Genomic DNA, 24,847 nt, shown 5'->3' with positions numbered 1-24,847 from the left:
ACCGCGGAACCGGCTCCGCCGGGCCGCCCGTGGCGCCCCCTGGGGGGGACGCGCAAGGCGCGGCGGGGGGATCACGGTCTGCGGCGCGGGGGCGTTACATCAGTTCTACCGCCATCGCGGTCGCCTCTCCGCCGCCGATGCACAAGGTCGCCACACCCTTCTTGCCACCGCGCGCCTTCAGCGCGTGCAGCAGCGTGACCACAATCCGGGCGCCGGAGGCGCCGATGGGGTGGCCCAGCGCACAGGCGCCGCCGTTGACGTTGACCTTCTCGTGCGGGATGGACAGCTCGGTCATCAGCGCCATGGGAACGACGGCGAAGGCTTCGTTGATTTCCCACAGGTCCACGTCGCCCACGGCCCAGCCGGTCTTGGCCAGCAGCTTCTTCGTGGCGCCCACAGGCGCGGTGGCAAACCAGTTGGGTTCCTGCGCGTGGGTGGCGTGGGCCACGATGCGGGCCAGCGGCCTGAGGCCCTGCTTCTCGGCGGTGGACTGGCGCATCAGCACCAGCGCGGCGGCGCCGTCGTTGATGGACGAGCTGCTGGCGGCGGTGATGGTGCCGTCTTTCTTGAACGCGGGCTTGAGCGAGGTGACCTTGTCGAGCTTGACCCGGCCCGGGCCTTCGTCGATGCCGATCACGCGCTCGCCGCTGCGATCCTTCACCGTGATGGCGGCGATCTCGGCGGCGAAGGCGCCGTTCTCGATCGCGGCCTTGGCGCGCGTGACCGAGGCGATCGCAAACGCGTCCTGCTGCTCACGCGTGAAGCTGTATTTGGCGGCGCAGTCCTCTCCAAAGGTGCCCATGCTGCGACCGGCTTCGTAGGCGTCTTCCAGGCCGTCGAGCATCATGTGGTCGTAGATCTTGTCGTGGCCCATGCGGTAGCCGCCGCGGCCCTTGAGCATGAGGTAGGGCGCATTGGTCATGCTCTCCATGCCGCCCGACACCATCACGGTCGCGCTGCCGGCGAGCAGCATGTCGTGCGCGAGCATGGTGGCCTTCATGCCCGAGCCGCACATCTTGGACAGTGTCACCGCGCCGGCCGAGAGCGGCAGCCCGCCCTTGAGCGCGGCCTGGCGCGCGGGCGCCTGGCCCTGGCCGGCCATCAGGCAGTTGCCGAACAGCACCTCGTCGACCAGTGCCTTGTCCACGCCACTGCGTTCGACCGCGGCCCGGATGGCCACGCCACCGAGATCGTGCGCGGAGAGGCTGGCGAAGTCGCTCTGGAAGCTGCCCATGGGTGTGCGGGCAGCGCCGACGATGACGACGGGATCGGTATTGGTGGTAGTGGTCATGGAGAGCTCCTTTGAAAAGTCAATCTAGAAGTGCTTTGTCGGCCTGGATGTGAAAGCGCCGGTCGCGCTCGTAGGGAAACACGTCGTACACGTGGCCGGCGGCGATGCGTTCCTTGTGCGACTGCCAGAAGGCCACGTCGAGCAGATCGGCGTGGTGTTTCATGAACACCTCGCGCACCTTCGGGTTGCCCAGCAGAAAGGGGCCAAAGGTTTCGGGGAACACGTCGTGCCGGCCGACCGAGTACCAGACCTCGCCCGACATCTCGTCTTCCTCGTTGCGCGGCGCGGGCACGCGGCGGAAGTTGCAGTCGGTGATGTATTCGATTTCGTCGTAGTCGTAGAACACGACCTTGCCGTGGCGCGTGATGCCGAAGTTCTTCCACAACATGTCGCCGGGGAAGATGTTGGCGGCCACCAGGTCTTTGATGGCGTTGCCGTACTCGACCACCGCGCGCTCCAGCTGGGCGTGCGCGGACGGATCGTCGGCCCGGGCCTGCAGCGCATCGAACGCCTCCTGCAGATAGATGTTGAGCGGAATCATGCGGCGCTCGATGTAGACGTGTTTGACGACCACCTCGATGTCCCCGTCGCCGTTGCGGTCGCTGATCTCCAGCTGGCTGGGCGCGAACTTCTGGATCTCGGCGATCAGCTCGTCGGTGAAGCGCTCGCGCGGGAAACCCACTTCGGAGAACTCCAGCGTGTCGGCCATGCGGCCCACGCGGTCGTGCTGCTTGACCAGCAGGTACTTGTCGCGGATCTGCTCGCGCGTGGTGTCTTTCTGCGGCGGGTAGTAGTCCTTGATGACCTTGAACACGAACGGAAAGCTCGGCAGGTCGAACACCAACATCACCATGCCCTTGATGCCGGGCGCGATGCGGAACTTGTCCGTGCTGTGCCGCATGTGGAACAGGAAGTCGCGGTAGAACAGCGTCTTGCCCTGCTTGGCCAGACCGAGCGCGTTGTAGAACTCGGCGCGCGGCTTGCGCGGCATCATGCTGCGCAGGAACTGCACGTAGGCGCTGGGGATTTCCATGTCCACCATGAAGTAGGCACGCGCGAAGCTGAAGAGGATCAGCAGGTCGTCTTCACCAAACAGCGCCGCGTCCACCACCAGCTGGCCCTGCTCGTTGTGCAGGATGGGCAGGGCGAACGGCACTTCCTGGAAGCCGTTGATGATCTTGCCGACCACGTAGGCGCCCTTGTTGCGGAAGAACAGGCCCGAGAGCACCTGGAACTGGAAGTTGGCGCGCAGCTTCACGTGGTCGAAGTGCGGCTTCATGGCTTCGAGCACCAGATGGGCGTCGCGCTCCAGGTCTTCGAAGGGCACGCGCAGGTTGAAGTCCGCGATCATGCGCAGCACCTCGGACTCCATGCTGGCGGCGGTCGGGTAGTGGCAGCGGTAGGTGGGCAGGGCCCGCGGCTCTTCGTTTTCGATGTACTCGGTGGACACCGCCGGGCGCACGAAGATGAAGTCGTTCTGGAAATAGGCGCGCTGCAGGATCTTGGTGCAGACCGAGTTGAAGAAGGTCTCGGCCAGCTCGGGCTGGTGGTGGTTCACCAGCAGGCCGATGTAGTGCAGCTTGACCTGCTCCCACACGTCCATGGCCTGCTCGTCGGCCTTGAACTCCTTGTGCAGCCGCATCACGCATTCGTTCACGCGCAGGTCGTAGAACTCGATGCGCTCGCGCTGCGCTCGCTGCTGGCCGTGCCAGTCGCGCGTCTCGAAACGGTGTTTGGCGCGGGCCGACTCGGTGCGGAACAGCCGGTAGTGGCGGTTGAAGCCGTCCATCATCGCCTTGGCGATGTCGTAGGCCACGGTGGAATCGAGCCGCTGGGGAAACATGCCGGGCCTTGTGTCGGCGGGTTCAGGCGGCCGTGTGCCGGCGCTTGGCGGCCACGCCCGCCAGGGCCGCCTGGTAGATGGACTCCAGCCCTCCGGCGCCGTCCACCGTCATCAGCATGTCGCGCAACAGGCCGTCGCTCAGCGCGTAGACCCAGGCGTGCAGCGTGAGCGACTGTCCGCGCGCCCAGGCGTCCTGCACCACCGTGGTCTGGGCCACGTTCATCACCTGCTCGATGGCGTTGAGTTCGCACAGCACCTCGACCCGGAAGTCCTCGGGCGTGGCCGCGATGAGCGCGGCGTGGCGGTCGCGCACGTCCTTGATGTGGCGCAGCCAGTTGTCGGCCAGCCCCACCCGGGTGTCGTTCAGCGCGGCCTTCACGCCGCCGCAGCCGTAGTGGCCCACCACCATCAGGTGCTTCACCTGCAACTGGTCGACCGCGAACTGGATGGTGGACAGACAGTTCAGATCGGTGGGCACCACCACGTTGGCCACGTTGCGGTGCACGAACACCTCGCCCGGGGCCAGGCCCGTGATCTGGTTGGCCGGCACGCGGCTGTCGGAACAGCCGATCCACATGTACTGCGGGCTCTGCTGGGCCAGCAGGTCGGTGAAGAAGGTGGGCTTCTCGCGAACCATGGCCGCAGCCCATTCGCGGTTGTGGTCAAACAGGTCTTGCAGCGATGAACTCATGGGGCAATCGGAAGTGGTTGAACAGCCTGGCCATTGTCGGGCAAGGCCGTTTCACCCGGTGTTTCAGCAGGTCTCGGCAAACAGCTCGCGGCCGATCAGCATGCGGCGGATTTCCGATGTGCCGGCGCCGATCTCGTACAGTTTGGCGTCGCGCCACAAACGGCCCAGCGGGTACTCGTTGATGTAACCATTACCGCCGTAGATCTGCACGCCCTCGCCGGCCATCCAGGTGGCCTTTTCGGCGGTCCAGAGGATCACGCTCGCGCAGTCCTTGCGCACCTGGCGCACGTGCTCGGTGCCCAGCAAATCGAGGTTCTTGGCCACGGTGTAGGCGAAGCTGCGCGCGGCCTGCAGCACGGTGTACATGTCGGCGACCTTGCCCTGGATCAGCTGGAACTCGCCGATGCTCTGGCCGAACTGCTTGCGGTCGTGGATGTAGGGGATCACGTTGTCCATGACCGACTGCATGATGCCCAGCGGCCCGCCGGTGAGCACGGCGCGCTCGTAGTCCAGGCCCGACATCAGCACCTTGGCGCCCATGTTCAGGCCGCCCAGGATGTTCTGTGCCGGCACCTCGACGTTCTGGAACACCAGCTCGCCGGTGTGGCTGCCGCGCATGCCCAGCTTGTCGAGCTTCTGCGCGATGCTGAAACCGGGCATGCCTTTTTCGATCAGGAAGGCCGTGACACCGCGCGCGCCCATCTCGGGTTCTGATTTGGCGTAGACCACCAGGGTGTCGGCGTCGGGGCCGTTGGTGATCCACATCTTGTTGCCGTTGAGCAGGTAATAGCCGCCCTTGTCTTCGGCCTTGAGCTTCATGCTGATCACGTCGGAGCCCGCGCCGGGTTCGCTCATGGCGAGCGCGCCCACGTGTTCGCCGCTGATCAGCTTGGGCAGGTACTTGGCCTTCTGCGCATCGTTGCCGTTGCGGTTGATCTGGTTCACGCACAGGTTGCTGTGCGCGCCGTAAGAGAGGCCCACCGAGGCGCTGGCGCGGCTGATCTCTTCCATGGCCACCATGTGCGCCAGGTAGCCCATGTTGGCACCACCGTATTGCTCGGGCACGGTGATGCCGAGCACGCCCAGCTCACCCATCTTGCGCCAGCAGTCCATGGGGAACTGGTCGCTCTTGTCGATCTCGGCGGCGCGCGGGGCGATCTCGGCTTGCGCGAATTCGCGCACCGCGTCGCGCAGCGCGTCGATGTCTTCACCGAGCTGGAAATTGAGGCCGGGCAGGTTGTTCATCGGGTGTCTCCTGGGGATGGGGTTTGGGTATTCAGGCCCGCTCTTCCGGGAGAGGGCCGGGATGAGGGCAACAGCGGTCAGTAAGTCTTGGGCACCGGCACCAGGGTCTGCTGCATCACGGCGCAGTCCGAGCGTTTGCCATCGGTGGCCACGTGCACCACCTCGGCCGCAGTGACGATGATGCGTTTGCCGGCCTTGGTCACGCGGCCCGTGGCCTGCAGCTCGCCACCCTGAAAGGCCGCGAGGAAATTGATCTTGTATTCCACGGTCGTGACCTCCATGCCCTCGGGCGCCACGGTCAGCGCCGCGTAGCCGCCCGCGATGTCGGCCAGCGCGCCCATGGCGCCGCCGTGAAAACCACCCTGCTGCTGCGTCACGCGGTCGGAGTACGGCAGCGCCAGCGTCACGGTGCCCGGCGCCACGGCCAGCAGCCGCACGCCCAGCGCCTGCATCATCCCCTGGCGGTCCAGGCTGGTCTGCACGCGCTGGCGCAGGGCGTGGTGGTCGGTGGTGGGGTCTGTCATGGCGGATCGGGATTTTGATTTACGTTTACGTAAACGTCAATTATGACCGAATGTCGATCCACCCGAAAAGCCCCCGGAGGGACCACCTCAGCCGGCGACCAGCCTGGAGAGCAGCAGGCGGGTGGCCTTTTCGTAGGGGGCGGCCGCCTCGCCCCGCGCGATGGCCAGGGCGGCGCGGTCGAACACGGCCGACATCAACACGGCCAGTTCGCGCAGCGGCAGCCGGGCACCCTCCGCCGGCAGCGCCTGCCGCAACCCTTCCTGCAAGGCCTGGAAGCCGGCGAGGTCGCTCAGCGCCATCACCTGTTCGGCCGTGAGCACGGCGGGCGCCTCCAGCAGCAGCAGGCGGGCCCGTCCGCGCCCGGCCATGGCCGCGAAATAGGCCTGGGCGCCGGCCATCAGGGCCTCGGCCGGATCGCTGTGCCCGCTGGCCTGCCGGGCGATCTCGTCCGCCACCTCCTGCGCCACCTGCCGCACCACCGCCTCGAACAGCTCGGCCTTGTCGGTGAAGTGGTGGTAGAGCGCGCCGCGCGTCACGCTGGCCGCCGCCACGATCTCGGGTGTGCCGGTACCGGCGTAGCCACGCTCCTCGAACAGCCCCCGCGCGGCCAGCATCAGTGCGGCCCGCGTGGTTTCGGTGCGTTCTCCTTGCGATCGACGGTTCATGGCGGCCCTCTCATACATGCAGCCTGTATGTTATATTGAACTTGCATACAGACTGTATGTAATTTTCGCCCAGGAGCCCAGCCATGAAATCGACGCAGTACTACCCCGTTCTCATGACCGACCGCGTGGCGGCGACCGCCCGCTTCTACGAAATGCATTTCCGCTTCACCCGCCAGTTCGACAGCGACTGGTACGTGCACCTGCAGTCCACCGAAGACCCATCGGTCAACCTGGCCATCCTCGACCGCGACCACGACACCATCCCCGAGGCCGGGCGCGGCCGCCAGGCCGCTGGCCTGCTGCTCAATTTCGAGGTGGCGGATGTGGACGCCGAGTACCAGCGCGCTGTGGCGCAAGGTCTGCCCATGTTGCTGGCGCTGCGCGATGAGGCATTCGGCCAGCGCCACTTCATCGTGCAGGACCCGAATGGCGTGATGATCGACGTGATCCAGCCGATCCCACCCAGCGAAGCCTTCCTGCGTCAGTACGCCGAAGGCGCGGCCGCTGGCGGTGGCGGTGGCGCCGCCGCCTGACGCTGCCTCAGACCGCGCCGCGGCCCAGGTAAAGCAGCACCAGGCCCAAGGCCGCCGGCAGGGCCTGCACGAAGAGAATCTTGCGGCTGGCGGTGGCCGCGCCGTACAGGCCGGCCACCAGCACGCAGCCCAGGAAAAACACCTTCACCCCGAAGCCATCGGGGCCCAGCAGCAAGCCCCAGATCAGGCCCGCGGCCAGGAAGCCGTTGTACAGCCCCTGGTTGGCCGCCAGCACCTTGGTGAGGGCGGCCTTCTCCGGCGTGTTGCCGAAAGCCTTCAGCCCGGCCGGCTTGTCCCACAGGAACATCTCCAGCACCAGAAAGTAGATGTGCAAGAGTGCGACAAGACCGATGACGATGCTGGCGATGAGTGACATGGCGAGTCCTGCTGGAAAAAGGGCTGCCATCGTAGCAGCCCCCTCCGCGCTCAGACCGGCTGGCCGGGCTTGAGCGTCTTCTCGGCCTTCGCCAACAAGGCCCGAGCCTCTTTCTCGTGCACCTTCACCTCGTCGAGGTTGGCCACCAGATCGGCCATCTGCTCTTCGAGCTGGCGCTTGTGGTCGGCCAGCACGGTGAGGAACTTGCGCAACTGCGGCCCGGTGTCGCGCGGGCTGTCGTACATGTCGATGATCTCTTTGGCCTCGGTCAGCGACAGCCCCAGGCGCTTGGCGCGCAGCGTGAGCTTCAGGCGGGTGCGGTCGCGCGCGCTGTAGACGCGGTTGCGCCCGCCCGGGCCTTCGCGCTGCGGTTGCAGCAGGCCCATGTCTTCGTAAAAGCGGATCGCGCGCGTGGTCAGGTCGAACTCGCGGGCCAGATCGCTGATGGTGTAGGTCGGGTTGCTCGCCATGGAAGGGTGGGGTCTTGTCGACTGGCGGACACCGGATCGGGACCCCGCTCCGTAGAATGCCCTGCATATTGACGTTTACGTCAACGTCAGTCGTCGGCATCTTAACGGAATCCACACCGCATGAATCCACCCACCCGAGAGCAGCTCGAAGCCCGCCTGCACTACCCGCTGGGCGACGCGCTGCCCGAAGCCGGCCACACGATCACCGTGGCGCCCGGCCTGAAGTGGATCCGCATGGCGCTGCCGTTTGCGCTGGACCACATCAACCTCTGGCTGCTGCGCGATGCGCTGGACGGCCGCGAGGGCTGGACGGTGGTGGACTGCTGCATCTCGCACGAGCGCTCGAAGGCGCAGTGGGAGCAGATCTTCGTGAACGAGCTCGACGGCCTGCCCATCCTGCGCGTGATCGTCACCCACATGCACCCGGACCACATCGGGCTGGCGCACTGGCTGTGCGAGCGGTGGTCCGGCGTGGACGGCCCCGGCGCCGAGCCGCCTCAAGCCGGGGCCAGCCCCCTCGGGGGGCAGCGACCCGCGCAGCGGTGGAGCGTGGGGGCCTGCCATCTCTGGATCAGCGCGACCGACTACAACGCGGCGCGCATCGGTTCGCAAAGCACCACCGGTTTTGGTGGCGCCAGTGCGGCCAACTTCTTTGCGTCGCACGGCCTGACCGACCCCGACAGCCTGGACAAAATCCGGGGCCGGGCGAGCTACTACCCCAGCATGGTGCCGGCCGTTCCACCGAGCTACCGCCGCCTGATGGATGGTCAAGCCGTGTCCATCGGCGGACGCGCCTGGCGCTGCATCAGTGGCTACGGTCACGCGCCCGAACACATGGCGCTGTACAACGACGAGTTGCAGGTGCTCATCAGCGGCGACATGGTGCTGCCGCGCATCAGCACCAACGTGAGCGTGTACGACGTGGAACCCGAGAGCGACCCGCTGCTGCTGTTTCTGGAATCGCTCGACAAATACCTGCCGCTGCCCGAGGCCACGCTGGTGCTGCCCTCGCACGGCAAGCCCTTCACCGGGCTGCACGAGCGCCTCCAGCAGCTGAAAGACCACCACGCCGAACGCCTGACCGAGCTGTTCGACGCCTGCAGCGCCAGGCCCATCAGCGGCGCGGACGCGATTCCCGTGCTGTTCCAGCGCGAGCTGGACCTGCACCAGACCACCTTCGCCATGGGCGAGGCGGTGGCGCATCTGCACCGGCTGTGGTTTGCCGGACAGGTGCGACGGGAACGTGATGCACAGCGGATCTGGCGGTTCAGCGCGGTCTGAAAAGGGGTTTCGCCGCCGGGCCGCCCCAAGGCGAAACGCGCCCCCTCGGGGGGCAGCGACCCACGCAGCGGCGGAGCGTGGGGGCCTTATTCCCCCAGCGGCACCGCAGCGCGCTTGAGCGCTTTCCGGCGCTCGATGTGGTCCGGCATCACGCTGGCGACCACGTCCCAGAACTGCGGGCTGTGGTCCATGTGGCGCAGGTGGCTGAGCTCGTGCACCACCACGTAGTCCACCATGTCCATCCGCAGGTGGATCAGGCGCCAGTTCAGGCGGATGGTGCCGTCGGCGCTGGCGCTGCCCCAGCGAGTGCCGGCGCTGGACAGGCGCAGCTTCTCGTAGCGCACCCCGAGCTGCGGCGCAAACAGATCGAGCCGTTCGGCGAACACGCGCTTGGCCTGGCGCATCAGCCAGGCCTGGGCGGCGTCGCGGATCTGGGCCTCGCTGGCGTTGCGCGCCAGCCCCAGGCGCAGGGTGCCCGGGCCCTCGGTGGCCGGCTCCAGCACCGCCCCCACCTGGGCGAAGCCGTGCGCCGGGTCCAGCATCAGACGCAGGCGCTGGCCCAGAAAGTCCAGCTCGGCGCCATCGGCCCAGGTCGTGCGCGAGCGCTCCAGCTCACCCGCGCGCTCGCGGGCCCGCTGCAGCTTCTCCAGCACCCAGCCGGCCTTGTCGTGCAACAGCGCCTCAACCTCGCCCACCGGCGTCCAGCGCGGCGCACTCACGCTCAGGCCATCGGGCCCGACCGACAGGCCGATGGTGCGGCGCTTGCCGCGCTTGAATTCGTAGGCCACATCGCAGTTGCTCAGCCGCAGCAGCCGGTTGGCGCGCGGGTGGTGCCAGGTGCCAGGCTGGAACACCTGGTTCAGCGGTTCGGCGGCGGGCGCGTCGGGTTGGACAACACGAACAGGCGGTGCGGGCGCAGGAGCCACCGGCTCCGACCCCGCGAACAAATCCAGCGCCAGCTGCACAAAGCGCTGCATGGACTCAGCCCCCTCCGGCGCGAGATGCACCAACCCAGAACACCGCGGAACTGGCTTTGCCAGGCCGCAGGTGTTGCCCCCTTGAGGGGGTCGCGCGCAGCGCGGCAGGGGTGGTCATGAATACGCCTCCGGATCAAGACGCCGCATCTCCGCCTCGATCCAGTTTTCCACCTCCAACATCAGCTCGTCGGGCTTGCGGCCCTGACTGGGAATCGGTTTGCCGATGGAGAACTCCACCACGCCAGGCTTCTTGATGAAGGCCTTGCGCGGCCAGCATTTGGCCGAGGTCACGGCCACCGGGATCACCGGCGCGCCGGTGCGGATCGCGAGCCGGGTGCCGCCGCTCTTGTAGGTGCCCTTCTGGCCGCGCTCAATCCGCGTGCCTTCGGGAAACATGATCACCCAGGTGCCCTGGTCCAGCAGGCGCTGGCCCTGCTGCACCACCTTGGCGAAAGCGCGTGCGCCGTCGGCGCGGTCGATGTGGATCATGTCCATGCGCGCCATGGCCCAGCCGAAAAATGGCACGCGCAGCAGCTCTTTCTTGAAGACAAAGGCCAGCGGGTGCGGCATCAGCGCGGCCATGCTGAAGGTCTCCCAGAGCGACTGGTGCTTGACCAGCAGCACCGCGGGCGCCGTGCTGCCCACCGGCAGGTTCTCGAACCCGATCACCCGGTTGCGGATGCCCAGGATCACCGTGCCGCCATCCACCGCCAGCTTGAGCCAGCGCGCGCACATCCAGTAGATGCGCTCGGGCTTCATGAACGGCGCGGCCACCACGACCGCCAGCGCCCACGGAATCACGGTCACCACCATGAACAGCAGGTGCAGAACGGCGCGCAGGAAGTTGATGACGATCATGGGGGCAGTATGGGTTCAGAAGCGGGGTGTGTGGTTGATGGGGCGGGCGGGCATGGACGAAAGGCGCCGCACCGCTCAGCTGGGCGCCACGGTGTCCTGCGCCAGCAGCCAGTCGGCGAAGGCCGGCAGGTCGTCGTGCAGGTGGGTGCCGGGCGGCAGATCGGGGGCCAGCACGGCCAGGTCGGCGTCGGCGCCCAGGCCGGTGCGCCCCCGCAGGTGCTCGGACTTGCCGGTCAACAGCAGGTGGGTCGGGCAGCCGGCGGCCGCGGCCGCCTGCACGTGGCGCACCGCGTTGCCCGCCGCCGGCACCTCGTGCAGCGGCACGCCGAAACGGTCTCCGATCTGCTCAAACAGGCCCGGCTCGGGTTTGCGGCAGTGGCAGGCGTCTTCCGGCGCGTGCGGGCAAAAGAACACGGCTTCCACGCGGGCCCCCACCGCCGCCAGCTGGCGATGCATCTTGGCGTGGATGGCGTTGAGCGAAGCCATGTCGAACAGGCCACGTCCGATGCCCGACTGGTTGGTGGCCAGCACCACCCGCCAGCCGCCGTGGTTGAGCCGTGCCACCGCCTCGAGCGCGCCGGGCAGCGCCTCCCACTCGTCGGGCGACGCCACGTGGTCGTCGCGGTTGCGGTTCAAAGTGCCGTCGCGGTCGAGGATGAGCAGTTTCATGCGGTGCTCCACAGAGGTCTGGGCCGCTGCGCCGGGCCGCCCCAAGCAAGGCCGCGCCCCCTCGGGGGGCAGCGACCCGCGCAGCGGCGGAGCGTGGGGGTCATCATGTCGCCAGGCGAGACAGGTCGGCCACGCGGTTCATGGCTTCGTGCAGGCTCTTGAGCAAGCCCAGGCGGTTGGCCTTGAGCGCCGGGTCGTCGGCGTTGACCATCACGCCGTCGAAGAAGGCATCGACCGGCGCGCGCAGCGCGGCGAGCGTCATCAGCGAAGCGGTGTAGTCGCCGTTGGCGAACTCGGCGTCGGCCGCCGGCACGGTCTTCTGCATGGCCGTGAACAGCTCCTTTTCCGCCGCTTCGACCAGGCGGGATTCCTCCACCGCGGCACCCTCGCCTTCGGACTTCTTGAGGATGTTGCCGATGCGTTTGTTGGCGGCCGCCAGCGCCGCTGCGGCGGGCAGCGCCGCGAAGGCGCGCACGGCCTGCAGGCGCTGGGTCACGTCGGCCAGTCGCTGCGGGCGCAGGGCCAGCACGGCGTCGACTTCCTGGGCGCTGTAACCCTGCTCACGCAGGCTGCCGGCGAGGCGGTCGTAGATGAAGTCAGCCAGTGCCTCCGACGCATCGGATATCTTGTCGCCAAAAGCGGGCACGGCACGCGCCACCAGTGCGCTCAGGTCCAGCGGCAGATCCTTCTCCACCAGCATGCGAATCAAGCCCAGCGCATGCCGCCGCAGCGCAAACGGGTCCTTGTCGCCGGTCGGCAGGTTGCCGATGCCGAACATGCCGACCAGCGTCTCCAGCTTGTCGGCCAGCGCCACCACCACCCCAGTCATCGTGCGCGGCAGCTCGTCGCCGGCAAAGCGCGGCTTGTAGTGGTCTTCGATCGCGAAGGCGATGTCTTCGGAGAGGCCATCGTGGCGCGCGTAGTAGCCGCCCATGATGCCCTGCAACTCGGGGAACTCGCCCACCATGTCGGTCAGCAAATCGGTCTTGGCCAGTTGGGCCGCGGTGTCGGCACTCTTCGCCAGCACATCGCCACCGAGCTGCTGGCCGATGGCGCGGGCGATGGCGCGTACGCGCTCCACGCGCTCGCCTTGCGTACCGAGCTTGTTGTGATAGACCACCTTGCCCAGGCCTTCGACGCGCGAGGCCAGCGTCTTCTTGCGGTCCTGGTCAAAGAAGAACTTGGCGTCGGCCAGGCGCGGGCGCACCACGCGCTCGTTGCCGCCGATCACGGCGCTGGCATCAATCGGGCTGATGTTGCTCACCACCAGGAAGCGGTTGGTCAGCTTGCCGTGGGTGTCGACCAGCGGGAAATATTTCTGGTTGGCCTTCATCGTGAGGATCAGGCACTCTTGCGGCACTTCGAGAAACTGCTCTTCGAAGCCGCAGGTCAGCACGTTGGGCCGCTCCACCAGGGCGGTCACCTCGTCCAGCAGGGACTCGTCCATCAGCACCTCGTAGCCCGGGCCCAGGCGCTCGGCGGCCTGCGCGAGCTGCTGCACGATGGCGAAGCGGCGGTCGTTGAAACTGGCGATCACCGCGCCGTCGCTCAGCAGGGTCTGGGCGTAGCTGTCGGCGTCGGCCAGCACCACGGGCGACTTGGCCGCTTCGAAGCGGTGGCCCTGGGTAGCGTTGCCGGCCTTGAGCCCCAGCGCCTTGACTGGCACCACGCTGCTGCCGTGCAGCGCCACCAGGCCGTGCGCCGGGCGCACGAAGTGCACGCTGCTCCAGCCGGGCAGCTCACAGTCGGTTTCGAGCTGGTAGCTCATGACCTTGGGGATGGGCAACTTGGCTATCGCTTCGTCCAGCGCCTTCTGCAGGCCCACGGCCAGGTCCACACCGGGCACCACGCTGTCGTAAAACAATGCTTCGGCCTTTCCGTCGGGCGCGCGCTTCAGGCCGGCCACGGCCGAGGCGTCGGCCCCGAGCGCCCCCAGGCGCTTGAGCAGCGCCGGCGTGGGCTGGCCGCTGGCGTCCAGGCCCACGCTCACCGGCATGAGCTTTTGCGACACGGCCTTGTCGGCGGCGCGCTCGGCCACGGCGCTCACGTGCGCGGCCAGGCGGCGCGGCGAGGCGAAGGGCGTCACGGCGGAGTCGGTAGCCGTCAGACCCTGGGCCTTGAGTTGCTCAAACAGCACGCCTGCGAAGGCGTCGCCCAGCTTCTTGAGCGCCTTGGGCGGCAGCTCTTCCACAAACAGTTCGACGAGAAGGTTCTTCGTTGTCATTCTTGTGCTCTCCCGCTCAAGCGGCTTTCTTTTCGATTTGCGCCACCCACTCGCGCGGCGCCATGGGGAAGCCCAGGCGCTCGCGGCTCTCGTAGTAGCTCTGGGCCACGCCGCGCGCGAGGTTGCGGATGCGGCCGATGTAGGCGGCGCGCTCGGTCACGCTGATGGCGCCGCGTGCGTCCAGCAGGTTGAAGCTGTGCGCGCACTTCAGGACCTGCTCGTACGCGGGCAGCGCGAGCTGCTGCTCCATCAGATGCTTGGCCTGCTTCTCATGGGCGCTGAAGGCGGTGAACAGGAAGTCGGCATCGCTGTGTTCGAAGTTGTAGGCCGACTGTTCCTTTTCGTTCTGCAGGTACACGTCGCCGTAGCTGAGTTTGGATCCGTCGGCCCCTTCGGTCCACACCAGGTCGTAGACGTTGTCCACGCCCTGCAGGTACATGGCCAGGCGCTCCAGGCCGTAGGTGATCTCGCCGGTGATGGGTTTGCAGTCGATGCCGCCGACCTGCTGGAAGTAGGTGAACTGCGTGACTTCCATGCCGTTCAACCAGACCTCCCAGCCCAGGCCCCAGGCGCCGAGCGTGGGGTTTTCCCAGTCGTCTTCCACGAAGCGGATGTCGTTCTTCTTCAGGTCAAAACCCAGCGCTTCGAGCGAGCCCAGGTAGAGCTCCAGGATGTTGCTGGGTGCGGGCTTCAAGACCACCTGGTACTGGTAGTAGTGCTGCAGGCGGTTGGGGTTTTCGCCGTAGCGGCCGTCCTTGGGGCGGCGGCTGGGCTGCACGTAGGCGGCCTTCCAGGGCTCGGGGCCGAGCGCGCGCAGGAAGGTGGCGGTGTGGCTGGTGCCGGCGCCGACCTCCATGTCGTAGGACTGCAGCAGCGCGCAGCCCTGGGCGTCCCAATAGGACTGCAGTTTCAGAATGATTTGCTGGAAGGTCAACATGGTCGGCATGCCCCGGCCTGGTGGCCGGGTCCGGAAAAGCGGGAACAAACGGGGCGGGATCGCCGGGCTGGCGGGCGGCCAACGGCCACGACCGGGCGCGCGCACAAGGGGCTGATTTTACGGGTGCGGACGCGAACGCCTACGCCGCCCGGGCGCGATGCCCGCGAGCCCCGGAACGGCGCCGCACCGCGGCCAGCGTCACCACGGCCAGACACAGCCCCCACAGCGGCCACAGCCCCCAGCGCGAGGCCCACTGGGCGTAGGGCGTGAGGCCGCTGCGGCCCTGCACCGTGGCCGCGAGGCGCCCGCGCGTCAGGCGCGGCAACTGCTGCGTGACCACACCGCGGTGATCGATCACGGCGGTGGCGCCGGTGTTGGTGGCGCGCAGCATGGGCCGCCCCAGTTCCAGCGCACGCAGGCGGGAGATCTGCAGGTGCTGGTCGATGGCGACCGTGTCGCCGAACCAGCCGATGTTGCTCAGGTTGACCAGCACGGTGGGCGCGCTGGCGGGGTCGGCAAACCCGGCGGCCAGCTCTTCGCCAAACAGGTCTTCGTAGCAGATGTTCGCGGCGATGCGCTGACCGGCCCAGACCCACGGCGCCTGCGCGAGCCCCCCACGGTCAAAGTCGCCCAGCGGGATGCGCATCAGGTCGATGAACCAGCGAAACAGGGGCGGCACGAATTCGCCGAACGGCACCAGATGGTGTTTGTCGTAGCGGTGAAAACCGGGCTCGGCCGGCAAGGTCTTTTCGGTGGCGGACAACGCGCGCGCCGCCGACCCGGGCGAGATGCCCCAGGCGGAATTGGTGTAGCCCTGCTCGTAGCTGCCCAGGGGCAGGCCCACCATCGCGCCGACCGGCTGGGCGCCGCCCGCCTGCTGTGCCAGCCCTCCCAACAGCGGCTGCCAGAACTCCGCGTCCAGTTGCCGGGGCAGCAGGGGAATGGCGGTTTCGGGCGCCACCACCAGTTGCGGGGCGTCGGCGCCCGCGCGCGTGGCCTCCAGCACCTGTTGCGGATACCAGCTCAGCGCCTGCGCCAGGCCGGTTCCGGGCTCGAATTTCTGGTCCTGGGGAATGTTGCCTTGCAGCAGCCACACGCGCAGTTCCCCGCTGGCCGCCGTGCCACGCTGCCCCAGGTCGCGCCAGCGCTCGCCCGCGAACAAGCTGAGCAGCAAAGCGCCCAGCAACAGCAGGCCCAGCCACGAACCCACCAGACCGGGCTGCCCCACCGACAGGCGCCGCCCCCCGGGGCGTCGCCCCGGTGTGGACTGGCGCACCGGGCCGAGCAACCAGCGCTGGGCCTGGTTGCCCAGGCCGGTCAGCAACGAGGCCAGGGCATAGGCCAGCAGGGCGGCCAGGGCACCCATGCCGTACACCCCCACCCAGGGCGCCCAGGCGGCCATCAGATCCACCTGCGCATAGCCGCCGGCCCCCCAGGGGAAACCGGTCAGCCAGCGTCCGCGCGCCAGTTCGGCCAGGGTCCACACCGCCGCGAAAAGGACCGCCTGCGCGCTGCGCGAGCGAGGCGCACAGGCCACCAGAAGCGCCGCCGCCACCGCGTAGTACAGCGCCAGAAACGCCGCCAGCGCCAACACCGCCAGCGCGGCCAGCCAGGCCGCGAGACCGCCGTAGGTGTGCATGGAGACGAACAGCCACCAGAAGGTGCCCACCAGCCAGGCGGTGGCAAACAGCCAGCCCCGCCAGGCGGCGGCGCGGGCGCCCCCCGCGTGCTGCAGCGCCAGCACCAGCAGGGCCAGGCTGGCGATCTGCAGCCAGCCGCTGGGTTGCCCCGGCGTGAGACCCGGCACACCCCAGCCCGGCAGGGGCCAGGTCAGCGACGCGGCCTGCAGCGCGCCGGCCAGCACACAGACCAGCAACCAGCCCAGACCACTGCCGCGCGCCGGGCGGCCCGGCGGCTGGCCACTGAGGGGAGAAAAACTCGAAGGCGTGTGCAGGTTGCCGAACAGGCTGCGCATGGTGTGTGTTCGGAGCCTGGACGGCTCAGTCTTCCGAAGGAAACGGCATCACCTTGAACCACTTCACCGCACCACCTTTGGTGTGCAGCACGACAAAGCGCAGGCGCTCGATCTCGTGGAACTCGCCGCGCTTGGGCACATGGCCCATGGTGTGCGCGATCAGGCCACCGATGGTGTCGAAATCGACCTCAGGCAGCTTCAGGCCGAAGGATTCGTTGATGCGTTCGACCGGCGTGTCGCCGCTCACCCGCCAAGTGCTGTCGGCCAGGGCGAAGATGTCGCCCTCGTCCTCGGCCACGTCGAATTCGTCTTCGATCTCACCGACGATTTCTTCCAGCACGTCCTCGATGGTGATGAGGCCGGCCACACGGCCGAACTCGTCGATGACGATGGCCAGGTGGTTGCGGTTGCCACGAAACTCGCGCAGCAGGTCGTTCAGTCCCTTGCTCTCGGGCACGAAGGTGGCCGGGCGCAGCAGGGCGCGGATGTTGAGCTCGGGCGCGCGCTGCAGCTTGAGCAGGTCTTTGGCGAGCAGGATGCCGATGATGTTTTCGGTCTCGCCCTCGTACACCGGGAAGCGCGAGTGCGCGGTGTCGATGACCTGGTGCAGCAACTCGTCGTAGGGGGCATCGATGTTGAGCACATCCATGCGCGGGGCCGCTACCATCACGTCGCCGGCGGACATGTCGGCGATGCGGATCACGCCTTCGAGCATGACGCGCGATTCGGCGTTGATGATGTCGTTTTCCTCGGCGTCGGCGAGGGTTTCGATCAGCTCGTCCTTGGAGTCCGGCCCGGGGTGGATGAATTCCGCGAGCTTTTGCAGGAAACCGCGTTTGTCTTCGTGCCGCAGGCTGCGCTGCGGCCCGCTACTGGGGGGGTTGTCGGCCACTGAGGGGGAAAGGTGAGTTGAAACAGCGGCAAAGGATACCGCAAGGCGGTGACACCGGCCAGACAACGATCTCATGACCAGCACACGCCGCTGAACCGGCTCTGCCGGGCCGCAGGCGTGGTCCCCCCTCTCAGGGGGGAAGCCGCGTCAGCGGCGCAGGGGGGTCACTTCATCTTGTCGCGCGCCTCGCGAACGCCCTGGCGGATTTCCTGCAGCAGGCCCAGCACGCTCCAGAACTGTTTGGCCTGGGCCTTGAGGTGGTAGTCGGTGATGGCGACCTGCTGGTTGACCAGCTCGGTCACGCGCGAATCGAAGTCGGCCGGCGGCAGGCGCAAGTGGGCTTCGCTTTCGGGGCCATCGCGCTCGATGAGCGCCCCGGCGCGGCGGGCGATCTTGAGCATGGCGGTGTTTTCCGTCAGGGCGTGGACAAACAGCTGGCTCACGCCTTCGTTGCGGGCGTGCATGACCGCGCGCTCGAACAAACGGCGGCCATACCCCCGGCCACGCGCCGCCTGGGCCACCGAGACGCCGAACTCGGCGCAGCTGGTGCAGCTCGGGTCCACCGAAAAGGCCAGGTGGGCCATGGCGATCAGGTCCAGTTTGCGGTTGAAGATGCCAAACAGTTCGTCGCGCTCGAAATTCAGCTGGTGCACGTAGCGCAGGATCTGCTCGTCGTTCGCGGCATAGCCGAAACGCAGGTAGCGGTCGTGCGGCTCCAGCGCCAGCAGATGGGCAGCGATGCGTTCGAGCTGGCCGGGGCCGATGGAGCGGATGGGCACCACCACCGAGCCCGTGCCCGGCGTGGCGGTGGCTTTGGGTTCGTCGCGCGCGGTTGCAGGCACGGCCATCGGCGCCCGTGCACCGGGCGGGGCCGACTTGAACCAGGAAGCGGGGTTGAGCATGCGGGGAATATAAGGGTTTTCCCTATATCGACAAGGACTTGGCTCACTAAAGCCCTCTCAACCCGATGGGCGGGTAAAAGCCCGCTTCCGGGCGTTACAACGGCAAAGCGGTGGTGCTTTTCACGCGATCCATCACGAAACTGGTCTTGCAGTCCTGCACGCTGGGGTGTTTGAGCAGGGTGTCCATCATGAAACGCGAATACGCCGCCATGTCGGCCACCACCAGGCGCAGCTGGAAATCCATCTCGCCGGTGAGCGCCGCACACTCCACCACCTCAGGCCATCCCTGCACGCTGGCGCGGAACTGGTCCATTGGGTTGCGCTTGGCGCTCTCGGCGTGCTTTTCCAGCCGCACATTCACATAGGCGGTGAGCCCCAGGCCCACGGCCTCGGGTTTCACCAGGGCCACGTAGCGGTCGATCACGCCCGCGTCTTCCAGCCGCTTCACCCGGCGCAGCACCGCGCTGGGCGACAGGCCCACGGCCTCGGCGATGAGTTCGTAGGTGGCCCGGCCATCGGCCTGCAGGCTGCGCAGAATGTGGCGATCGAGCTTGTCAAGTGCTTGCATGTTTTGAATTTAGCAGGATTCATGCAAAAAGGACGGACGGTACGCCCCAAAACGCTGGAATCGTGACAACCTGCGCCGATACAGTGGCGGATCACTTTCTCTTCCCCACACGGAGACAACCATGAACGCTGCGCTGCCCCTTTCCGCCACCGCCGATGCCACCGAATGGGCCAACCCCATGGGCACCGACGGTTTCGAGTTCATCGAATACGCCGCACCCGACCCCGCCGCGATGGGTGCGCTGTTCGAACGCATGGGTTTCAAGCCGGTCGCGAGGCACCGACACAAGGCCGTCACGCTGTACCGCCAGGGCGAGATCAACTTCATCATCAACGCCGAACCCGACAGCTTCGCCCAGCGCTTTGCCCGCCTGCATGGCCCCAGCGTCTGCGCCATCGCCTTCCGTGTGCAGGACGCCAAAGCCGCGTATGAGCGTGCCATTTCGCTCGGCGCCTGGGGCTACGCGCACACCGCGGGCCCGGGCGAACTGAACATCCCGGCCATCAAGGGCATCGGCGACTCCATCATCTATTTCATCGACCGCTGGCGCGGCAAGAACGGCGCGAAGGAAGGCGAGATCGGCAACATCGGCTTCTACGACGTCGACTTCTATCCGCTGCCCGGCGCCGAGCTGAACCCGGTCGGCCATGGCCTGAACTACATCGACCACCTGACCCACAACGTGCACCGCGGCCGCATGGCCGAGTGGGCCAGCTTCTACGAGCGCATCTTCAATTTCCGCGAGGTGCGCTACTTCGACCTCGAAGGCCAGCAGACCGGCATCAAGAGCAAGGCCATGACCAGCCCCTGCGGCAAGATCCGCATCCCGATCAACGAAGAAGGCAACGACAAGGCCGGTCAGATCCAGGAATACCTGGACCGGTACCATGGCGAGGGCATCCAGCACATCGCCCTGGGCTCGACCGACCTGCCGGCCACGGTGGATGCGCTGGAACTCAGCGGCGTGAAACTGCTGACGACGGGCGACACCTACTACGAGTTGCTGGACAAGCGCATTCCCGGCCATGGGGAAAACGTGGCGGCCCTGCAGCAGCGCAACATCCTGGTGGACGGCCATCCGGGTGAGCTGCTGCTGCAGATCTTCAGCGAGAACCAGTTGGGTCCGATCTTCTTCGAGTTCATCCAGCGCAAAGGCAACCAGGGCTTTGGCGAGGGGAACTTCAAGGCGCTGTTCGAGAGCATGGAACTCGACCAGATGCGCCGCGGTGTGCTGAAGGCCTGACCGACTCTGCGGGCGGAGGTCTACGAACCCGCGGGCTCACCCGGCGCATTCGCTGGCGATGTGCGCAAGGCCAGCGACCCACGCATCACCTCGGGATGAAACGCCATCGCCACGTGGGCCGCACCGCGCACCAGGCGGTTGTCGGCCCCGGGCAGGGTGGCGGTGGACGCGGGGAACACGATGTTGTCGGTGTTCGAGTACCAGCAGGTGAAGTGCGCGTGGGTGGCCTGCGGCGTGCTCTGCGTTTCCCGTTGCTGCAGGCCCCGCAACCACCCGTTGTTCTGCCGCATCTGGCGCCCGTTGGTCACCCGGCTGAATTGCGCGAGCCAGGTGCCGGCGTGTGGACTGCCGATGGTCACCACACGGTGGACCCGCCCCTTCGCATCCGGCGTGGCGGCCAACCAGGCGCGTGCCGCCAAGCCCCCCATGCTGTGGCAGACCAGCAGCGGTGGATGCCCGGTCAGGGCCTGGGCGCGGTGCACAGCGTTATCGATGAGCGGCACGTAGTCGTCGATGGAGCCGAACACCGGTTCCAGGTTCACCGAGGTGTAGGGCACGCCTTGGGCGCGCAGTTGGCGCATCCAGGGCAACCAGAGGCCGCGGTTGCACACGAAACCGTGAATGAACACCACTGCGGGCCCCGTGTTGCCGCCAGCCTGGGCCGACTCGTCATCCGGCAGGCTGCGCCAGCGAAACGGCTGGCGCCACGAAAACACCTGCGGCGCGACCCGCACCTCCTGCCACCAGGCGCCCACCAGCTCTGCGACGCTCGCTCGCGGTGAGGGGTCACCTCGGTTGACCCTGGCCACGGCAAGAAACTCCACCGCGAGCACGATCGCATAACCAAACACCAGCACCGCCGCCCCGGCGAGCGCCAGGAATGGCGACCGTTCCCAGGTGAACCCGCCCCAGCCCGCCACCAGGGCGACGGTCGAGAGCGCGATGGTCTGCTGCATACGCGCCAGGCGGGATGGAGGCCGCCGGGTGGCGGACCGGTCATGCAGCGCTTGGGGGTTCTGTGTCATTTTTGGACTATCGCACGCGCCGCAGCTGGGTGGGCGGGCGGCGCTAGAGCTCTGCCTCTACCCACCGAGGGCCTCCGCACAGCTAGACTGGTCGCGCCATGAATGACACCCGCCGCGCCGCAGACGAGATTCGAACCCACTTGGCTCGGGTCGCGCACCTGCGCGAACAGGCCCATACCGCCGGCCTGGCCCAGGCGGTGCACGAGGTCAAGCAACTGCAGGCCCGGCGTTTTCGGGGCACCTATGCCGACTGGCTGTCCCACCCCAGCTATGGCGCAGCGACCCGGTTCTTTCTGGAAGAGTTGTACGGCGAGCACGACTTCACCCAACGCGACGAACAGTTTGGCCGCATCGCCGGCGCAATCGAACGGCTGTTTCCGGAGGCGGTGGCCCAGCTGGCGGTGGACATGGCCGAAACCCATGCCCTCACGGAGACGCTGGACCAGCAGCTGGCGCAGCACTGGCTGTCCCTCGGTCCGGACTTGCCCGCGGCCGAACGCTACACCCTCAGCTGGCGACGCACCGGGGAGCGTGCCCAGCGCGAGCGGCAACTGGCCGTGGTGCAGCACATGGGCCGGGAGCTGCAACGCCTGACCCGCATGAAGTCGCTGCTGATCGCGCTCAAGCTGATGCGCCGCCCGGCCCAGGCGGCCGGTCTTGCAGCACTGCAGCAGTTTCTGGAAGACGGTTTCGAAGCCTTTGGCGTTCTGGGCGATGCCACACCGTTTCTGGCCACCATCGCGCAGCGAGAGAACCTCTGGATCGAACGCCTGTTTGACGAAGATCTTGCGGTCTGCCAGCGTGGGTTGAGCGACGAGCTGGCTCGAGCCAGAGTCGCGTCGTGAAGGCCTGGCCTGAGCTTTGGGCGACAGCACCCTAGGGCTGGCCCTGTGTGCCGAGAAAAGCGGGTCCGCCAGAATGGCGCGATCCGCAACGATCCCGCCCCGGCTCTCATGAACGCACCCTGGCTGTCCCACTATCCTCCCGGTGTTCCGCACGACGTCGAACCCGAACAGTACCGCTCCTTGGCCGTGTTGCTCGAAGAATCGCTGCGCAAGAACGCGCGCCGACCGGTGTCGGTCTGCATGGAGCGCTGGATGTCCTACGGGGAACTGGACCAGCACAGCGCAGCCCTGGGTGCCTGGTTGCAGTCGCGCGGGCTGCCCGCGGGCGCGCGGATCGCCGTCATGCTGCCCAACGTGCCGCAGTTTCTCGTGGCGATGGCGGCGATCGTGCGCGCGGGTTACACGGTGGTCAATGTGAACCCGCTGTACACCGCGCGCGAACTCGAACACCAGCTCAAAGACAGCGGCGCAGAAGCCATCGTCATTCTGGAGAACTTCGCCACCACGCTGGAAGCCGTGATCGATCACACCGCCGTTCAACATGTGGTGGTGGCCAGCCTGGGCGACCTGCTCGGGTTCTGGTACGGCCGCTGGCTCAGCTTCGCGGTGCGCCACCTGGCGAAGATGGTGCCCGCCTACAAACTGGCGAAGACCGGTCCGCTGGGACCGCGGACCATTGTCAGCTTTCGCAAGGCCCTGGCCGACGGGTCCACGCAAGCGCTCAAGCCCAGTGCGGCAACGCTGGATTCGGTGGCCTTCCTGCAGTACACCGGCGGCACCACCGGTCTGTCCAAGGGCGCGGTGCTGACGCACCGCAACATCGTCGCCGCCATCCTGCAGGCCGACGCCTGGTTCCAGTCGGCGCTGGTGCGCGTGGGAGAGGTCCACAACACCAACGCCATCGCGGCTTTGCCGCTGTACCACATCTTCGCGCTCACCTTAAGCCTGCTAACCATGCGCTGGGGCGCCCACATGACGTTGATCCCGAACCCACGCGATGTGCCACAGTTCGTGGCCACGCTCAAGCGTCGCCCGTTCCACCTGCTGCCCGCGGTCAACACGCTGTTCAACGCACTGCTGCAGAACCCGCAGTTTCGCCAACTCGACTTTTCCAGCCTGGCGTTGTCGCAGGCCGGTGGCATGGCGGCGTCCGAGGCCACCGCCAAACACTGGCTGGCCGTCACCGGCTGCCCCATGACCGAGGGCTGGGGGATGAGTGAAACCTGCGCCATCGGCACTAACAACCCCGTGACCTCCCGCGAGTTCAGCGGCACCATCGGCCTGCCCTTGCCTGGCATCGCCATCGCCATCAAGGACGACGAGGGAAACAGCTTGCCCGAAGGCACCCCCGGCGAGATCTGTATTCGGGGCCCTAACGTGATGACCGGGTACCACAACCAGCCCGAAGAGACCGCCCGGGCCTTCACACCCGATGGGTTCATGCGCACCGGTGACGTGGGCATCATGGACCAGCGCGGATACACCCGCATCGTGGATCGCAAGAAGGACATGATTCTGGTTTCTGGCTTCAACGTCTTCCCCAACGAACTGGAAAACGTCATTGCCTTGTGCCCGGGCGTGCTGGAATGCGCCGCCATAGGCGTCGAGGACGCAAAACAAGGCGAGGCGATCAAGGTCTTTGTGGTTCGAAGCGACGCCACCTTGCGTGAGGAAGACGTGGCCCGCTATTGCCACGACAACCTCACCGGCTACAAACGGCCCAAGTACATCGAGTTCCGGGGCGAATTGCCCAAAACAAACGTCGGCAAGGTCCTGCGCCGCGCCCTGCGGGCGGTGAACTGAATGCCCTCCATGGCTTGCCCATGAGTCCTCCGGCCATTTCCGATGTGCTCACTGCTGCGGGCGTCACCGTCTTCGAGCGGGGCTGGCTGTCGGCGAACAACATCCTGCTGCAAGGCAACGGGCCGAGTGCACTGGTCGACTCCGGATATGGCTGCCATGCCCAGCAGACCGTGGCCCTCGTGAGCCAGGCCCTTGGGCGCTCCACACTGGATCTGCTGCTCAACACCCACTTGCACAGCGACCACTGCGGTGGCAACGCGGCGCTCCAGGCACGCTACCCAGCACTGCGAACCTGGATTCCGCCGGGGCAGGCCGATGCTGTCGACCGTTGGGACACCATCGCGCTGACTTACGCCACCACGGGGCAAGAGTGCCCCAGGTTCACCCGCCAAGGCCTGCTGAAACCAGGCTCAAGCGTGCGACTAGGCGCTCTCGATTGGGAGATCCATGGTGCCAAAGGGCACGACCCCCACTCCATCATCCTGTTTCAACCGGCCACAAGGCTATTGATTTCGGCGGATGCTCTCTGGCAAAACGGATTTGGCGTGGTGTTTCCGGAGTTGGAGGGCGTGGCCGCATTTGACGAGGTGGCGCAGACCTTGGATGCGATTGAAGCACTTCAACCGGAGACCGTGATTCCAGGCCATGGCCCAGTGTTCCAGGACATTGCGGAGGCCCTTGAACGCGCCCGAACTCGGCTCAACCGGTTCGTCAACGCACCCACCAAGCACCACCGCCATGCGGTCAAGGTGCTCATCAAATTCAGATTGCTCGAGTGGCAATCCATTGAACAAGAGGATTTGCTGGCCTGGGCAAGAAGTACGCCCTACCTGCGCACGTCGATGCCACCCGACAACCCCGACCCCATGGAACAGCGAGAGTGGTTGCGCGACCTGTTGGTGGAGCTGAAGCACAGCAACGCTCTTCACCTTCAAGGCTCCCTCGTGGTCAATGCCTGAGTACTATCCGTAGGGCCTGCGTGGGCCTCCATGAACAATTACGGACCCAG

24 protein-coding genes are annotated in these 24,847 nt (G+C 66.9%); 6 read left to right on the top strand and 18 right to left on the bottom strand.

Annotation, left to right across the window (positions count from 1 at the left end):
- Window positions 1-94: 94 nt before the first annotated feature.
- The 6 genes from HTA01S_RS11050 to HTA01S_RS11025 all read right to left on the bottom strand — a co-directional run bounded on the left by HTA01S_RS11050 (window position 95) and on the right by HTA01S_RS11025 (window position 6,260).
- Entirely contained in the window at window positions 95-1,291 is a 1,197-nt protein-coding gene (locus tag HTA01S_RS11050; protein ID WP_068170922.1) for an acetyl-CoA C-acyltransferase, read from the bottom strand.
- A 19-nt stretch (window positions 1,292-1,310) separates the two neighbouring features.
- Window positions 1,311-3,134 (bottom strand): bifunctional isocitrate dehydrogenase kinase/phosphatase, encoded by a 1,824-nt coding sequence (aceK, locus tag HTA01S_RS11045; protein ID WP_068170920.1) that lies wholly within the window; start codon window positions 3,132-3,134, stop codon window positions 1,311-1,313.
- A 22-nt stretch (window positions 3,135-3,156) separates the two neighbouring features.
- On the bottom strand, window positions 3,157-3,825 hold the full coding sequence (can, locus tag HTA01S_RS11040; protein WP_068170918.1) for a carbonate dehydratase: 669 nt from the start codon (window positions 3,823-3,825) through the stop codon (window positions 3,157-3,159).
- Window positions 3,826-3,888: 63 nt separating this feature from the next.
- Window positions 3,889-5,070 carry an isovaleryl-CoA dehydrogenase gene (locus tag HTA01S_RS11035; RefSeq protein ID WP_068170917.1) on the bottom strand — a complete coding sequence of 394 codons (1,182 nt, stop codon included), beginning with the start codon at window positions 5,068-5,070 and terminating at the stop codon, window positions 3,889-3,891.
- A 77-nt stretch (window positions 5,071-5,147) separates the two neighbouring features.
- The gene (locus HTA01S_RS11030; protein ID WP_068170915.1) at window positions 5,148-5,594 is read right to left on the bottom strand and encodes a PaaI family thioesterase; all 447 of its coding nucleotides are present in this window, start codon (window positions 5,592-5,594) and stop codon (window positions 5,148-5,150) included.
- A gap of 87 nt (window positions 5,595-5,681) precedes the next feature.
- Window positions 5,682-6,260, bottom strand: coding sequence for a TetR/AcrR family transcriptional regulator (locus HTA01S_RS11025; RefSeq protein ID WP_218017340.1), 579 nt, complete (start codon window positions 6,258-6,260; stop codon window positions 5,682-5,684).
- Window positions 6,261-6,343: 83 nt separating this feature from the next.
- On the opposite strand from HTA01S_RS11025, the gene HTA01S_RS11020 reads away from it, so the two are divergent.
- Window positions 6,344-6,793 carry a VOC family protein gene (locus tag HTA01S_RS11020; RefSeq protein WP_068170911.1) on the top strand — a complete coding sequence of 150 codons (450 nt, stop codon included), beginning with the start codon at window positions 6,344-6,346 and terminating at the stop codon, window positions 6,791-6,793.
- A 7-nt stretch (window positions 6,794-6,800) separates the two neighbouring features.
- Here HTA01S_RS11020 and HTA01S_RS11015 read toward each other — a convergent pair whose 3' ends face one another.
- Window positions 6,801-7,169 carry a DUF1304 domain-containing protein gene (locus tag HTA01S_RS11015; protein ID WP_068170907.1) on the bottom strand — a complete coding sequence of 123 codons (369 nt, stop codon included), beginning with the start codon at window positions 7,167-7,169 and terminating at the stop codon, window positions 6,801-6,803.
- 50 nt (window positions 7,170-7,219) lie between these two features.
- The gene (locus HTA01S_RS11010; RefSeq protein WP_068170905.1) at window positions 7,220-7,639 is read right to left on the bottom strand and encodes a MerR family transcriptional regulator; all 420 of its coding nucleotides are present in this window, start codon (window positions 7,637-7,639) and stop codon (window positions 7,220-7,222) included.
- Between the two features lie 120 nt (window positions 7,640-7,759).
- Between HTA01S_RS11010 and HTA01S_RS11005 the strand changes: the two genes are divergently transcribed.
- The gene (locus HTA01S_RS11005) at window positions 7,760-8,920 is read left to right on the top strand and encodes an MBL fold metallo-hydrolase (protein ID WP_068170902.1); all 1,161 of its coding nucleotides are present in this window, start codon (window positions 7,760-7,762) and stop codon (window positions 8,918-8,920) included.
- Between the two features lie 86 nt (window positions 8,921-9,006).
- Here HTA01S_RS11005 and HTA01S_RS11000 read toward each other — a convergent pair whose 3' ends face one another.
- The 9 genes from HTA01S_RS11000 to HTA01S_RS10960 form a co-directional block, all read right to left on the bottom strand.
- Window positions 9,007-9,897, bottom strand: a complete 891-nt coding sequence (locus HTA01S_RS11000) for a M48 family metallopeptidase (protein WP_068170896.1) — start codon at window positions 9,895-9,897, stop codon at window positions 9,007-9,009.
- A 114-nt stretch (window positions 9,898-10,011) separates the two neighbouring features.
- Window positions 10,012-10,755 carry a lysophospholipid acyltransferase family protein gene (locus tag HTA01S_RS10995; protein WP_407656103.1) on the bottom strand — a complete coding sequence of 248 codons (744 nt, stop codon included), beginning with the start codon at window positions 10,753-10,755 and terminating at the stop codon, window positions 10,012-10,014.
- A gap of 75 nt (window positions 10,756-10,830) precedes the next feature.
- A complete protein-coding gene (gene gmhB / locus HTA01S_RS10990) occupies window positions 10,831-11,424 on the bottom strand; it encodes a D-glycero-beta-D-manno-heptose 1,7-bisphosphate 7-phosphatase (protein ID WP_068170893.1) in 594 nt (197 codons plus the stop codon).
- 103 nt (window positions 11,425-11,527) lie between these two features.
- The gene (gene glyS, locus HTA01S_RS10985; RefSeq protein WP_068170891.1) at window positions 11,528-13,648 is read right to left on the bottom strand and encodes a glycine--tRNA ligase subunit beta; all 2,121 of its coding nucleotides are present in this window, start codon (window positions 13,646-13,648) and stop codon (window positions 11,528-11,530) included.
- Window positions 13,649-13,664: 16 nt separating this feature from the next.
- Complete coding sequence (gene glyQ / locus HTA01S_RS10980) at window positions 13,665-14,585, bottom strand: glycine--tRNA ligase subunit alpha (RefSeq protein ID WP_068171136.1); 921 nt, start codon at window positions 14,583-14,585, stop codon at window positions 13,665-13,667.
- Window positions 14,586-14,724: 139 nt separating this feature from the next.
- A complete protein-coding gene (lnt, locus tag HTA01S_RS10975; RefSeq protein ID WP_084236027.1) occupies window positions 14,725-16,560 on the bottom strand; it encodes an apolipoprotein N-acyltransferase in 1,836 nt (611 codons plus the stop codon).
- A gap of 25 nt (window positions 16,561-16,585) precedes the next feature.
- Window positions 16,586-17,452 (bottom strand): HlyC/CorC family transporter, encoded by an 867-nt coding sequence (locus HTA01S_RS10970; protein ID WP_068170888.1) that lies wholly within the window; start codon window positions 17,450-17,452, stop codon window positions 16,586-16,588.
- Window positions 17,453-17,616: 164 nt separating this feature from the next.
- Window positions 17,617-18,354 carry a GNAT family N-acetyltransferase gene (locus HTA01S_RS10965; RefSeq protein ID WP_068170885.1) on the bottom strand — a complete coding sequence of 246 codons (738 nt, stop codon included), beginning with the start codon at window positions 18,352-18,354 and terminating at the stop codon, window positions 17,617-17,619.
- A gap of 94 nt (window positions 18,355-18,448) precedes the next feature.
- Entirely contained in the window at window positions 18,449-18,922 is a 474-nt protein-coding gene (locus tag HTA01S_RS10960) for an Lrp/AsnC family transcriptional regulator (RefSeq protein ID WP_068170882.1), read from the bottom strand.
- A gap of 121 nt (window positions 18,923-19,043) precedes the next feature.
- Here HTA01S_RS10960 and hppD point away from each other — a divergent pair, with 121 nt between their 5' ends.
- Window positions 19,044-20,165 carry a 4-hydroxyphenylpyruvate dioxygenase gene (gene hppD, locus HTA01S_RS10955; protein WP_068170880.1) on the top strand — a complete coding sequence of 374 codons (1,122 nt, stop codon included), beginning with the start codon at window positions 19,044-19,046 and terminating at the stop codon, window positions 20,163-20,165.
- 20 nt (window positions 20,166-20,185) lie between these two features.
- Here the strand turns inward: hppD and HTA01S_RS10950 are convergent, their stop codons facing one another.
- Window positions 20,186-21,121, bottom strand: a complete 936-nt coding sequence (locus HTA01S_RS10950) for an esterase/lipase family protein (protein WP_068170877.1) — start codon at window positions 21,119-21,121, stop codon at window positions 20,186-20,188.
- Window positions 21,122-21,288: 167 nt separating this feature from the next.
- Here HTA01S_RS10950 and HTA01S_RS10945 point away from each other — a divergent pair, with 167 nt between their 5' ends.
- The 3 genes from HTA01S_RS10945 (at window position 21,289) to HTA01S_RS10935 (ending at window position 24,797) form a co-directional block, all read left to right on the top strand.
- The gene (locus HTA01S_RS10945; RefSeq protein ID WP_068170873.1) at window positions 21,289-22,035 is read left to right on the top strand and encodes an FFLEELY motif protein; all 747 of its coding nucleotides are present in this window, start codon (window positions 21,289-21,291) and stop codon (window positions 22,033-22,035) included.
- A 108-nt stretch (window positions 22,036-22,143) separates the two neighbouring features.
- Window positions 22,144-23,838, top strand: a complete 1,695-nt coding sequence (locus tag HTA01S_RS10940; protein ID WP_068170871.1) for an AMP-binding protein — start codon at window positions 22,144-22,146, stop codon at window positions 23,836-23,838.
- Window positions 23,839-23,858: 20 nt separating this feature from the next.
- Window positions 23,859-24,797 (top strand): MBL fold metallo-hydrolase, encoded by a 939-nt coding sequence (locus HTA01S_RS10935; RefSeq protein WP_068170868.1) that lies wholly within the window; start codon window positions 23,859-23,861, stop codon window positions 24,795-24,797.
- Window positions 24,798-24,847 lie beyond the last annotated feature (50 nt).

The sequence above is a fragment of the Hydrogenophaga taeniospiralis CCUG 15921 genome (genome assembly GCF_001592305.1).
Classification (GTDB): Bacteria; Pseudomonadota; Gammaproteobacteria; order Burkholderiales; family Burkholderiaceae_C; genus Hydrogenophaga; species Hydrogenophaga taeniospiralis.
The sequence above is the reverse complement of the archived record's forward strand: the minus strand, read 5'-3'. Positions and strand labels throughout refer to the sequence as shown.